Source organism: Macrococcoides caseolyticum (genome assembly GCF_002902665.1).
In the GTDB taxonomy this organism is placed as follows: Bacteria; Bacillota; Bacilli; order Staphylococcales; family Staphylococcaceae; genus Macrococcoides; species Macrococcoides caseolyticum.
The window spans coordinates 40850-53767 of record NZ_PPRM01000068.1 but is presented as its reverse complement, the minus strand read 5'-3'; the positions used below and the strand labels follow the sequence as shown (position 1 = coordinate 53767).

The 12918-nt window shown below is 36.2% G+C and carries 15 protein-coding genes; 10 read left to right on the top strand and 5 right to left on the bottom strand.

The features are described from left to right. Positions 1-10 precede the first annotated feature (10 nt). Positions 11-511 carry a MogA/MoaB family molybdenum cofactor biosynthesis protein gene (locus CD152_RS09645; protein WP_103214710.1) on the top strand — a complete coding sequence of 167 codons (501 nt, stop codon included), beginning with the start codon at positions 11-13 and terminating at the stop codon, positions 509-511. Here CD152_RS09645 and moaC read toward each other — a convergent pair whose 3' ends face one another. Then, positions 512-988: a cyclic pyranopterin monophosphate synthase MoaC gene (moaC, locus tag CD152_RS09640; RefSeq protein WP_101140717.1), complete on the bottom strand. Its 477-nt coding sequence runs from the start codon at positions 986-988 to the stop codon at positions 512-514. A 63-nt stretch (positions 989-1051) separates the two neighbouring features. On the opposite strand from moaC, the gene CD152_RS09635 reads away from it, so the two are divergent. From CD152_RS09635 to desA, 7 genes are all read left to right on the top strand, one after another. Continuing rightward, positions 1052-2296 carry a molybdopterin molybdotransferase MoeA gene (locus CD152_RS09635; protein ID WP_103214709.1) on the top strand — a complete coding sequence of 415 codons (1245 nt, stop codon included), beginning with the start codon at positions 1052-1054 and terminating at the stop codon, positions 2294-2296. After that, positions 2290-2769 (top strand): molybdopterin-guanine dinucleotide biosynthesis protein B, encoded by a 480-nt coding sequence (gene mobB / locus CD152_RS09630; protein WP_101140715.1) that lies wholly within the window; start codon positions 2290-2292, stop codon positions 2767-2769. The genes CD152_RS09635 and mobB overlap by 7 nt, the downstream gene beginning before the upstream one ends. Further along, entirely contained in the window at positions 2756-3196 is a 441-nt protein-coding gene (locus CD152_RS09625; RefSeq protein WP_086037902.1) for a molybdenum cofactor biosynthesis protein MoaE, read from the top strand. Before mobB ends, CD152_RS09625 begins: the two co-directional genes overlap by 14 nt. 4 nt (positions 3197-3200) lie before the next feature. Beyond that, on the top strand, positions 3201-3434 hold the full coding sequence (locus CD152_RS09620) for a MoaD/ThiS family protein (RefSeq protein ID WP_103214708.1): 234 nt from the start codon (positions 3201-3203) through the stop codon (positions 3432-3434). Beyond that, a complete protein-coding gene (mobA, locus tag CD152_RS09615) occupies positions 3435-4046 on the top strand; it encodes a molybdenum cofactor guanylyltransferase MobA (RefSeq protein WP_103214707.1) in 612 nt (203 codons plus the stop codon). It begins immediately after the preceding gene. Continuing rightward, entirely contained in the window at positions 4027-5037 is a 1011-nt protein-coding gene (moaA, locus tag CD152_RS09610) for a GTP 3',8-cyclase MoaA (protein WP_103214706.1), read from the top strand. Before mobA ends, moaA begins: the two co-directional genes overlap by 20 nt. A gap of 242 nt (positions 5038-5279) precedes the next feature. Then, a complete protein-coding gene (desA, locus tag CD152_RS09605; protein ID WP_041635767.1) occupies positions 5280-6293 on the top strand; it encodes a Delta(5) desaturase DesA in 1014 nt (337 codons plus the stop codon). Positions 6294-6326: 33 nt separating this feature from the next. Here the strand turns inward: desA and CD152_RS09600 are convergent, their stop codons facing one another. The 4 genes from CD152_RS09600 to CD152_RS09585 all read right to left on the bottom strand — a co-directional run bounded on the left by CD152_RS09600 (position 6327) and on the right by CD152_RS09585 (position 10614). Continuing rightward, positions 6327-7367 (bottom strand): SDR family oxidoreductase, encoded by a 1041-nt coding sequence (locus tag CD152_RS09600; protein ID WP_232237523.1) that lies wholly within the window; start codon positions 7365-7367, stop codon positions 6327-6329. Between the two features lie 69 nt (positions 7368-7436). Further along, positions 7437-8609 carry an MFS transporter gene (locus CD152_RS09595; RefSeq protein WP_103214705.1) on the bottom strand — a complete coding sequence of 391 codons (1173 nt, stop codon included), beginning with the start codon at positions 8607-8609 and terminating at the stop codon, positions 7437-7439. A 15-nt stretch (positions 8610-8624) separates the two neighbouring features. After that, complete coding sequence (locus CD152_RS09590; RefSeq protein ID WP_086037907.1) at positions 8625-9050, bottom strand: MarR family winged helix-turn-helix transcriptional regulator; 426 nt, start codon at positions 9048-9050, stop codon at positions 8625-8627. Between the two features lie 112 nt (positions 9051-9162). Further along, the gene (locus tag CD152_RS09585) at positions 9163-10614 is read right to left on the bottom strand and encodes an NAD-dependent succinate-semialdehyde dehydrogenase (protein WP_103214704.1); all 1452 of its coding nucleotides are present in this window, start codon (positions 10612-10614) and stop codon (positions 9163-9165) included. A 125-nt stretch (positions 10615-10739) separates the two neighbouring features. On the opposite strand from CD152_RS09585, the gene CD152_RS09580 reads away from it, so the two are divergent. Together CD152_RS09580 and CD152_RS09575 are read left to right on the top strand one after the other, a co-directional pair. After that, entirely contained in the window at positions 10740-11921 is a 1182-nt protein-coding gene (locus CD152_RS09580) for a multidrug effflux MFS transporter (protein WP_103214703.1), read from the top strand. Between the two features lie 73 nt (positions 11922-11994). After that, on the top strand, positions 11995-12873 hold the full coding sequence (locus CD152_RS09575; RefSeq protein WP_103214702.1) for a nuclease-related domain-containing protein: 879 nt from the start codon (positions 11995-11997) through the stop codon (positions 12871-12873). Positions 12874-12918: the final 45 nt, after the last annotated feature.

The window sequence follows — 12918 nt, the reverse complement described above, 5'->3', positions numbered from 1 at the left end:
AGAGATAGTATTGGAACATTCAAATGACGTGCGTAAACAATTACTGGTCGGTGTGATTACAGTTAGTGATACGAGAGATTATGGTACGGATAAGGGCGGAAAGGCGATTATTGAACATTTAAAAAGTATCGAAATCGATGTTTCACGTGAACATTACTTAATCGTTAAAGACGACCAGGCTGACATTCGTGCAAGTATTATAAAATTATTGCATGAAAAAGTTGATGTTATTATTACAACAGGTGGTACAGGTGTTGCGAAGCGTGATGTTACAATTGAAGTTGTCCAATCGATTATCGATAAAGAAATGGAAGGTTTCGGGGAAATTTTTAGATACTTAAGCTATACAGAAGATGTAGGGACACGAGCGATGCTATCTCGCGCATTATGTGGCACGAAAGACAATACCGTAATCTTCTCGATTCCGGGTTCAGTTGGTGCAGTAAATCTTGCGATGAAAAAGCTCATTACACAAGAGATTCATCACATTGTGCATGAGCTTAATAAGTAATTAACGGTTAAAATCACCATTTTTGCCGCCTGATTTATGTTCAAGATAAGTTGGTCCGATGATCATACTTTTATCAACGGCCTTCGTCATATCATATATCGTTAGCGCAGTTGCGCTTGCACCTGTTAAAGCTTCCATTTCAACACCAGTTTGTCCGGTCGTTTTTACAGTGCAGGTAATGAATATTTCATAACCATCTGATGTGTCCCATTCAAAAGAGATATCAATGCCACTTAAATTCAGTGGATGACACATCGGTATAATCTGCGATGTATTTTTTGCAGCCATAATACCTGCCACCTGTGCAACGCCAAGTACATCGCCTTTTTTGTTCTTATGGTTGATGATTTGATCATGAATAACTTCGTTCACTTTGATAGAGGTTTTAGCAACAGCTGTACGTGTTGAGACTGGTTTATCTGAGACATCGACCATCTTTGCACGCCCTTGTTCGTTAAAGTGTGTTAATTGATTCATCATTTCACTTCCTTTTTTATATACTATAACTATCATACTACATTTATAGAAAGTAGGATAACGATGCTTGAAAAACGTACACCAATTCCTGTAACAGAAGCGATAGATAAGTGTTTAGAGCATGCTAAAAATAAATCAGTAATCAAGAAATATTATACAGATAGTTTAGGCTATACATTAGCTGAAGATATTATTGCAACATATGATATACCTATGTTTGACAAGTCACCATATGACGGGTTTGCGATTGTAAGTGAAGCGTCAGAAGGCGCAAGTGGTGATGATAGAAAATCATTTAAAGTTATCGATCACATCGGCGCCGGACATGTAAGTGACGCACAACTAAAAGACAACGAGGCAGTACGTATTATGACGGGCGCACCAATTCCAGAAGGTGCTGATGCTGTCGTAATGCTTGAACAAACGACGCCAATAGAAGATGGATTTACGCTTAGAAAAACCTTTGCACCGGGTGAAAATATTTCAAGGCAGGGTGAAGAATGTAAGCGAGGTGAAGTTGTTATTCCGAAAGGAACGCAAATTACTGCAGGGGTAATCGCAGTACTGGCGACGTTTTCGTATGAGTATGTGAACGTTCATCGTAAGCCAACTGTTGCACTCATAGCTACTGGTTCAGAACTTGTGGAAATTAATGAACCACTTGCACCGGGGAAAATTAGAAATTCGAATGGACCGATGATTGCATCACTTTGTAAAGCAATGGATGTTGAAGTGAAAGACTATCGTGTTCATGGTGACGACTTCGATGCGCTATACGAAGTCGTCCGTGATGCACTGGATGCACATGACATCGTAATTACTACGGGCGGTGTGAGTGTTGGTGACTTCGATTTCATGCCTGAAATTTATAATAAGCTTTCAGCAGAAGTATTATTCAATAAAATTGCGATGCGACCAGGTAGCGTAACAACTGTTGCAGTAAGTGATGATAAATTTCTATTCGGATTATCCGGAAACCCAAGCGCTTGTTACACAGGGTTTGAGCTATATACGAAACCTGTACTGCGTAAAATGATGGGGCAAAGCGATGTATATCCAACAGTGATTAAAGCAACGCTTGCAGAAGACTTCACGAAAGCAAATCCATTTACTAGGTTTATAAGAGCGGATTTAGATTACCGTAATATGATGGTAGCACCGAGTGGATTTAATAAGAGTAATGCAGTAATTGCCATCGCAAAAAGTAACAGCATGATTGTTTTACCTGGAGGAACGAGAGGATTTAAACAAGGCGATACGGTAGATGTCCTGTTAACAGATCTTTCTTGTCAGGATTCATCATGGTAAAAGTATTGCAAGTCATCGGATATAAAAAGTCTGGAAAAACAACGACGATGAATCGGATTATTAAGCAATTGAAAGCAATGGATTATGAAGTATCTGTTATTAAACATCATGGTGAAATTGGTGGACAGGAAATCGATATCCCAAGAACACGTGATCATATAACATATATAGAAAGTGGTGCAGATGAAAGCATCGTCCAGGGATATGCGTATATTCATAAGTTAAGAAAGAACGAGTCGATTGAACTAAAGACAATTATCGATGAAGAAGTAACGAGTAAGGATATTGTACTTATAGAAGGTTATAAGCAGGCACATTACGATAAAATTGTGCTCTACAACAATCATGAAGATAAAGAGGCGTTATCTCAGTTACAAAATATTAAACTGATGGTAGATACATCTGTGGATAGCGAACAAGTGATAAAGGAATTTATACAAATTTGGGTAGGTGACACACGTGAAACAATTTGAAGTAGTAACAATGCCGATTGATGTTGAACATTATCGCAAGATGACGGTAACACCTCATCAAGGTGCAGTATGTGTATTTACCGGGATCGTCAGAGAATGGACACAAGGTATTAAAACAGAGTATCTGGAGTACGAAGCATACATACCGATGGCAGAGAAGAAATTAGAACAAATTGGTCAGGAAATCAACGAGAAATGGCCGGGGACGATTGTAAGTATCGCACATCGTATCGGTAATCTTGATGTGTCTGAAATTGCTGTCGTTATTTGTGTTTCAAGCCCACACCGAAAAGATAGTTATGCTGCAAATGAATATGCAATTGAACGCATTAAAGAGATTGTTCCAATATGGAAAAAAGAAATATGGGAAGACGGAGAACAGTGGATTGGTGGCCAAAGAGGTTACCATCCGAATTATAAGGAGTGATATGATGAAAGTATTATATTTTGCACATATTAAAGCGAAGCTGGATCGCACAGAAGATCAGTTTTCATTTGCTGAGCCTATTACAGTAAGTCGGTTTAGAAATCATTTATATGAAACGTATCCGGTAATACGTGATGAGCAATTTCAAATTGCTGTTAATGAAGAGTTTGTGCGTGACGAAGATGTAATTCATAATGATGATATTGTCGCATTAATCCCACCTGTTAGTGGTGGCTAAATGATAGGTGTGATATTAGCAGGAGGTGCTTCTACGCGATTTGGCAGTAATAAAGCGCTTCACAAAATCGAAGGTAAACCATTTTATGAGCATGTATATGAAGCATTCAAAGAAAGTGATGTATCGCGCATTGTTTTAAGTACGAATAAAATGATGACTGCATACTTTGAATCGGAAATTAAAGAAAAACAGCTCGATATGCATGTAGTAACGGATATCGAAGCGGATTGTGGTCCGATGTCAGGCATATACACTGTAATGGAAGCGAGTTTTTCAGAAAGTTACTTCGTCGTCTCTGTTGATACACCGTTTATAACAACAGAAGCGATCAACTATCTTATTAGCTGTTTTAATACACGAAGTGTAAATGCGCTGTGTTATAAGGATGACTTACAAGTACATCGCACAATTGCGATTTATCATCGTTCGTTACTACCTGTTATACAAGAAAGTATGAAACAAAAGCGTTACGCGTTAAAACAATTAACGGTTGAGGCACAGTTTATTCCTGTTTCAGAAGTAAGCGACGAAAGCGAATGGTATGCTAATATTAATACAAAGAATGATTTACAGAGCGTAAGGAGGGTGACAAATGGAACAAATAACAGATAAATTAGGGCGCCCGATTAGAGATTTGCGTATTTCTGTAACAGATCGCTGTAACTTCCGTTGTACATATTGCATGCCGAAAGAAAAATTTGGCGATGACTATGTTTTTCTGCCGAAAGATGAACTGCTTTCCTTTGAAGAGTTAACACGCATTGCAAAAGTATATGAACAGCTCGGTGTTAAGAAAGTAAGGATTACAGGTGGAGAACCGTTATTGCGTAGAGATTTACCAAACTTGATACAGGAAATCCATGCGATAGAAGGTATAGAAGATATTGGTTTAACGACCAATGGTTTGTTGCTGAAAAAACACGGACAAGCATTATACGATGCAGGTTTACGTCGCATAAATGTGAGTTTAGATGCCCTGGATGCAACATTTGAAGCGGTCAATGGACGTGGTATAAAAGCAGAACAAATATTAGAACAAATTGATTACGCTGTTTCTATCGGTTTACAAGTTAAAGTGAACATGGTCATACAAAAAGGTATGAATGACCACCAGATGATTCCGATGGTGAAGTATTTCAAAGATAAAAAAATAACATTGCGCTTTATTGAATTTATGGATGTCGGTAACGACAATGGCTGGAATTTTGATAAAGTTATTACAAAACAGCAAATGATAACGCATATTTCAGAGCATTTTAATATTAAACGTGAACAACCTAAATACTTTGGTGAAGTTGCGAAATATTATGTTCATGATAATGGCGCGAAACTCGGATTTATTACTAGTGTTTCAGAATCATTTTGTTCATCATGTACAAGAACACGCTTAAGTTCAGATGGTAAACTGTTCGGTTGTTTATTTGCAACAGATGGCTATGACTTGAAAACATTCATTAGAAGTGGTGTGACAGATCAGGCGTTGAAAGAAAAGTTAATTGCGCTATGGTCTGTGCGTCAGGATCGTTATTCTGATGAACGTACTGTCGAAACTGTGAGACAAAGAAAGAAAAATAAAATTAATATGAACTATATCGGCGGATAAAATTAATTATTTTAATATAGCAATTTTATTAGATATAAACTGCATTTAAGAATATATAAACTCATATAACAATTTCAATATAGTATATCATCATTTTTTTTGATGATATGCTATTTTTTACTTTTATTATTCAAATTAAACGTTATAATAGAGTAGTAATAAAATTAGCACTAGGTAATAATATTAACTAACAATCCTCTTCGGTATCGTGGTTTCATTATTATTTTATTTAGAGGTGACTTATGGAAAGAGACAAGAAGTTAATGTTAAGAAAGATGGTTAAGCCTTATGAGAAATCAGCACTACAAATAAGTTTAGTCCAGGTGCTAAATACACTGGTTCCTTATTTAGTGCTTGTAGCGATAAGTATGTTAAGTTACAGTGTTTCTCCATGGATATCAGTAGCTGTTAGTATTGTGGCAGCATTCTTCCTAGTTCGAACGTTTATTATATTTCATGACTGTTGTCATGGTTCGTTCTTTAAGAATAAGAAGTGGAACGATGCAATGGGAAATTTTACTGGATTTTTGACGATGTTTCCGTATCAGCAATGGCGCAGAGAGCATAATATTCATCATGCAACAAGTGGTAACCTTGATAAGAAAGGCATCGGGGATATATGGATGATGACCATTGATGAATACGAAGCAGCAAGTAAATGGAAGCAACGTGGTTATCGTATGTATCGTAATCCAGTTGTTATGTTTGTTTTAGGGCCGATATATTTATTGTTCGTTACAAACAGAATTAATAGTAAAGGTGCTAAGCAGAAAGAAAAATTAAATACGTATTTTCATAATATTGCAATCTTGGTCGTGTATGGATCTATTATCTGGTACTTTGGATTTGCATTCTTTGCAGCGGTATTTCTGCCAATTATGTTTATCGGGGCAATGCTTGGTATATGGATGTTCTATATTCAGCATACATTTGAAGAATCTTATTTTGAAGAGAACTCTGAGTGGGATTATGTTAAAGCTGCAGTTGAAGGTAGTTCATATTACAAATTACCAAAATTATTGCAGTGGTTAACAGGGAACATTGGGTTCCACCATGTGCATCATTTAAGTCCGAGAATTCCAAATTACTATCTGGAAACTGCACACGAAGAAGTTAAACCACTGCAGTATGCGACGACAATCACATTTAAACAAAGTCTGGAGACGATTAAATATAAACTTTACGATGAGAAGAGAAAAGTGTTTATCACATTTAAAGATTATTATCGTAATTATGCAAAGAAAAGAACAATTTAAAAACGAGAATGGAATTTAATTCCATTCTCGTTTTTATTTAAAGAATACTTCGATAATGTAATCCAGATTATCGTCTGTAAGTTGTAGTGTCGATTCATTCACTTCGCTTAATAATGCTTTAGTATTATTTTCTTCAAATACAATAGATTTCTTGAAATATGGTTCAAACACATGAATAAAGCCGTTAAGTATAGCCTCTTCAGCGTTCATTGTAGAACGCGCTGATGTTGGTGCAACAGTTAATGCATCAAACTGTAAATGTCTCTTTATCATTTCAAGTACTTTTAAATTTTCTGGTGGTTGATTATTAGTAATATGGTATATCATTTCATGTTCAGCATGAGGGATTGCATGTGTTAATACTCTAACGACATAATCAACAGGCACTAGGTTAGATGTGCAGTTATTATCTGCAAATAATCGGAATGATTGTTTGTCAAGAAGTCCTTTACGTTCCATTTTACGTTTGAATACTTTCAATGCTTTCATAAATCCGTATAGCGTGAACTTAGAATCTGCCTCGCCCGTTACAGAATCTCCGATAATAATCGCAGGTCGTAAAATTGAATATGTCAATCCACTTTCAGCGACTGCGTGTTCCGCTTTAATCTTACTCTCTTCATATGGGTTGTTTACGGGTGTACCCATTGGATGAAGGACTTCCTTAGCATATTCGCTTGTCCCGACAGTATATGCTGTCGATACGTATAAGAAATGCTTTGTATTTAGATTTTGTGCTAGGTTAAGTGCGTGTAATGTCCCGTGATAATTGATATTAAATAGATCCTTGCGCAGTTCTTCATCAAATTTCACTAATGCTGCAAGATGATAAAAGTAATCCATCTCTGGAAACATCTTTATAACATTATTCTCAAGACCGCAATTAGGCAAGGTGATATCACCTTGAACAAAGTGGAGGCGGCTTTCATTTTCCTTAGTAATTAACTTATTCTTACGTGCTTCATCACGATATAGAATATACAAATGATGATTACTATTCTGTAGCAGCTTATTGATTAGTTGTGCACCAACAAATCCAGTTGCACCAGTTAAAAATATATTCAAATTGTTCACATCCATAAATTTAATCCTAAATTATATTGTGCAGTAATTTACAACTAGAGTAAAGGGATATGAAAAAATTTAAGAATAAAGATGTGCTTTTTTTCCATGTAGCATATAATATGCAACCATTCCGATAATTACTAGGATACTCATGTAACGATACAGACCATGCAGCCCAAGCACCGGGATAAATAATCCTAATACATAAGGACCGAATCCAAGTGCAAAGTCTAAAAAGATAAAGTATGTACTCGTTGCAAGACCCATCTTTTCATGATCTGTAACTTTAACTGCTGTTGCTTGTGCAATAGACTGAAAGTTGCCGTATCCAAATCCTAGTAATGCAGCGCTTAATATTAAAGTCCAGACAGCATGCGTGATACTTAAACATAATAACCCAAGGAAAAAGGAGATGAGTGCCGGGTACATTACGATATTTGTACCCTTACTATCCATAAGTTTACCTGTGATCGGACGAGATATCAGTACAACTAGTGCATAAGTAAGAAAGAAGAAACTTCCTGCAGTAATTAAATTGTTCTCTTCTGCGAAAAATGAAATAAAGCTGAGTACACTTGAATATGCTGTACAGCAAATAAGCACAACAATTGAGATAGGAATTGCATTAATATCGATATAATCTGAAATATGGAAGCCTTTCGGTGCATGTGAGGTCATAGATTTTACTTCATGGCTCACTTTAACTTGAGGCACCATTAATAGACCGATAACTGCAAGTACTAAACAGAAAATAAAGAGTTGTCTATAGGAAATGAATTGAAGTAAAGATAATCCCAGAAATGGTCCGATAGCAGTTGCCATCACTGTGCTCATACTAAAGTAGCTGATGCCTTCCCCACGACGTTTTATTGGGGTGATAAATGCAGCAATCGTACCTGTAGCTGTAGAAGCAATCCCATTGCCCATACCATTTAAAAATCGTATCGCAAGAAGTAACGCTAAGTTGAACGATGCGAAGTAGAGTGCGGTTGTAATCGTAAATATGAGTACGCCGATTACGAGTACTTTCTTTTGTCCTAATATGTCGATATTTTTTCCGGCCCAGAATCTTCCGAACAAACTTCCTACAATAAAGATTCCAGATACGAGTCCGGCAGTACTCGTAGAGACATGATATTCACTGACAGCGTATCCACCGATTGTAACGAGTAATAAAAACATTGATAACATTAATATAAAATTGATTAAAGAAACCATAATAAATGGTTTAGTCCATAATTTTTCTTCCAATATAACAGATCCTTTCTATTCTTCAGATATTTTAATTGTTGAGAGCGCCTCGTTAATAATGAGTAATGTGTCAGAATCGATATTCTTTAAATAATTGGTTTGAACAGTCTCTATCATTATCATGACCTCTTCATAAGTTGTGTGTCCTTTAGCTGTAGGGGTAAGTAAGCGGGACCTCTTATCTTGTCCAACTTTACTTTCAATAAATTCATTTTGAATAAGAAACTGAATTATCTTTGTAGCTGTGGGCTTTTCTATATTACGTAGCTTAGCGATTTCGACTAATGTCGTAGATTGTTTGCGCACGATAATTTTGAGTACGAGCCATTGAGCGGACGACAGACCGAAATAAATTAACGATTTGTTCATATGATCAACATATGCTTTCCTTAAGGCGAGGATGTGATCAAATAATTGCATTTGCTGTAGCGTTCTTGTCATAGTAAGGCACCTCCTCTTTTATACTTATATAGTTAGCCTAACTAACTACATAAGTATAAAAGAGTACAGAGTATTTGTAAATAAAAAAAGATGGCGTGGAAGCCATCTTTACTTATAGAAATTGTGTATTTACAAATTTTGCTGTCACATACTCTTTAATACCAAGATGAGAATTCTCTCGACCAAATCCAGAATGTTTTACACCACCGAATGGCGTTTCTGGATTTGAAATTGCAACTTCATTGATTCCGACCATGCCATATTCTAGAGTTCTAGAAATTTGTTGGATAACAGAGCTGTCACTTGCATATGCATAGCTTGCAAGACCATACTCTGTATCATTGGCCATAGCGAGAGCCTCTTCAATTGTATCGAATGTAATAACAGGAATTACAGGTCCAAATGTCTCTTCATAGAAAATGTCCATTGTTTTATTAACATGATCTAATATAGTAGGTTGTATAAAGAAACCATTAGAATACTCACCCTCAGTAAGTCTATGACCACCTGTGACAAGTGTTGCCCCTTTATCTGTAGCATTCACGATCTGCTTTTTGATTTTATCAATCGCATCTTCACGAATTAATGGACCTATATCACTTTCCTCATTTAAGCCATTGCCAACTTTAAGTGCTTCCACTTCAGGAACAAGCTTATCCATAAATTCATCTTTAATGGAACTATGAACAAATATTCGGTTAGGTGCAATACAAACTTGTCCATTATTACGGAATTTTGCAGCCATTAGACCTTTTACAGCTGCCTCGATATCAGCATCTTCATGAACGATAAATGGCGCATGGCCTCCAAGCTCAAGAGACATTTTCTTTAAAGTCTGGCCTGACTGCTCGTATAATGCTTTACCAATAGGTGTAGAACCGGTAAAAGTAATCTTATTTACTTTATCAGAATCAGTAAATGCCTGACCGATTTCTTTAGAACTGCCCATAACAATATTTGCTACACCTTTAGGAAGCTCTGCTTGTTCGAATAATTCAAATATCGCGAGCGCTGATAAAGGAGTATCTCCTGAAGGTTTAAGAACAATTGTATTTCCTGCTGCAAGTGCTGGTGCAATTTTACGTGTAATCATACCAGATGGGAAATTCCATGGTGTAATCGCTGCAACGACTCCAATTGGTTCATAAATAATTTCGTATTTATGATTGTTTGGTGCAGGGATAAGCTCACCGTAAAGACGACGTGACTCTTCAGCATTCCATCTAAAGCTTTCAGCACCTGAAAGTACTTCTAATTTAGATTCTTTCACAGGTTTCCCTTGTTCTAACGTCATAATTTCAGCAAGACGATCTGCATTTTCTTCTAATAAGTCAGCAATTTTATGGAGATAAGTAACACGTTCTTTAAGTTCAAGTGCTTTCCATCCAGAAAAAGCTTCATGAGCTGTATGAATCGCTTCTTCTACTTGTGCTTCGTTAGCTTGCGCGATTTGTGCAATTGTTTCACCAGTTGCCGGATTTATGACATCTTTCTTGTCTTGTGTCGTTATCCATTCGCCATTTATATATAAATCTGTGTGTAATTCATTGATTACGTTTGTCATAATATACCTTCTTTCAATAGATTGGTTATATCTATATCTACCCTTTTTATGGATGACTAAACAAATGATATGCTTACTGGATGAAATCTAGTATAGTAATTAATATTAAACATTGGAGGGAGTATATGAAGAAAGATAATAAGCTCATACTCATATTAACATTAGGATTACTAGCAGCTTTTGGACCGTTATCATTAGATATGTATTTGCCTGCTTTACCACGTGTAGCAGATGACCTTAGCACAGGCGCTTCCTTTGCTCAGCTCAGTCTGACTGCTTGTATGATAGGTTTAGCGGTGGGTCAGATTATAGTAGGACCCATCAGTGATGTCATCGGGAGAAAGAAACCGTTGTTTATCGTACTTATTGGATATGCTTTATTTTCTTACTTTGCTGCGCGTGCAGCTACGATAGAATGGCTTATTTTATTTAGATTTATTCAAGGATTTTGTGGTGGTGCAGGAGCTGTACTGTCACGAGCGATATCGAGCGATCTATATAAAGGGAAAGATCTGACAAAGTTTTTAGCAGTGCTGATGCTTGTTAATGGACTTGCACCTGTTCTTGCTCCCGTACTTGGTGGCGTTATATTGAGCATATCTACATGGCATACTGTTTTTTATATTTTATCGGTTTATGGTGTATTGATGGTACTCTTATCACTTACTTTAGAGGAGAGCTTACCGAAATCTAGCAGAAATGAAGGCGCATTGAAATCAATTTGGAAGGATTTTAAATTATTGCTAACAAATAAAGCATTTGTGACGATGTTGATGCTCCAATCATTAACATATGGTATATTGTTCAGCTATATTTCAGGGTCTCCATTTATTACCCAGAAAATATATGATATGAATGCACAGCAATTCAGTTATCTATTTGCATTAAATGGTATAGGTTTAATTGGATTCAGTCAGTTAACCGCTAAACTTGTAAATAAAATGGATGAACTTAAGATATTGAAGCTAGGACAAAATATTCAGCTCGTTGGGGTGATACTTACAGTGATAGTATTGTTATTCCATCTTCCGGTATGGATGCTGTGTACCGCGTTCTTCTTGATGATTACTCCGGTTAGTATGATAGGGACGACTGGATTTTCTGTCGCAATGCAAGTGCAGAATCAAGGTGCTGGCAGTGCATCGGCAATATTAGGATTAATGCAGTTTTTAATTGGTGGTATACTATCACCCCTTGTTGGTGTAATGGGGGAAAGTTCGATTATTCCATTTATCGTTATCATTATTACATGTACCGTTCTTGCGCAAAGTATTAGAGCTATTTCGGTGAAAAATATTGAAATTTAATGCAATGATCGACAAATAAAAGAAAGCCTCCTTATTTGATATATATATATATCAAATAAGGAGGGATTTTTTTATGTTAATAAAACCGAAACTTATGTTAATTGAGGAATGCGTGTATAGAAGAATGGAGAACTATCACTTCTCAGATGATTATCATTATAGTGCGTATGGATATCAAGGAGAGAAACTATTTAATGACACATTTCCTTTAAACGACAACTATATTCAGAGGTTTAATCTAACAATGCAACACTATTATCATCACTTTGAAGTTGATCGGCTTATTATTACAGGAGAAACAATCTATGCATTAGATGTTAAAGGGCATCATCGTACATATAAAAATGAAAGAGAAGTGTGGCGAAAGGATGGTAAAACTATAAAGAGTCCAATATCACAATATAAACAAATGAAAGAAGGCATGGAATCTCTGAAACAAATGCTCGGTCTACCGCATCAAGTTGTATGTAAAATGGTGTTCATTCAACCGGGATTTGATATCGATGTAAAAGAAGAAGGAATGCTCTTATTTAAGGATATTAAATATTTAATGAAGCACCTACACAGTGAGCATCCTGTTGGTAAGATAGAATTAGACGTCTTGAACTATTTTGAAACTATTCAAAAACCAATATCGCTATACGAACGTAGACCAGAATTCGATATGAATAATATTCAGTCGGGAATATTATGTGAAGTGTGTGGGATGTCGATTACGTTAGGAGATAATAAAGATAAAAATGTTTCATGCATAATTTGTAACCAAGTTAAAACAAAAGAAGAATGGGTGTATACAGCATTAATGGAATTAGAACTGTTATTAAATAGAGGTATTACCATTACGGAAGCAAATAAGTGGATTGGAAGGCGACATAGAAACATTGTAAGACGAGTTTTGAATAAACACTTTGTTAGTAATGATGAGTATTATAAATCCGCAAAAAAAGCATAGAAAGTGGCACACACGAGCGTTGAAGTGTGCCAAAAGCTTGGGGAG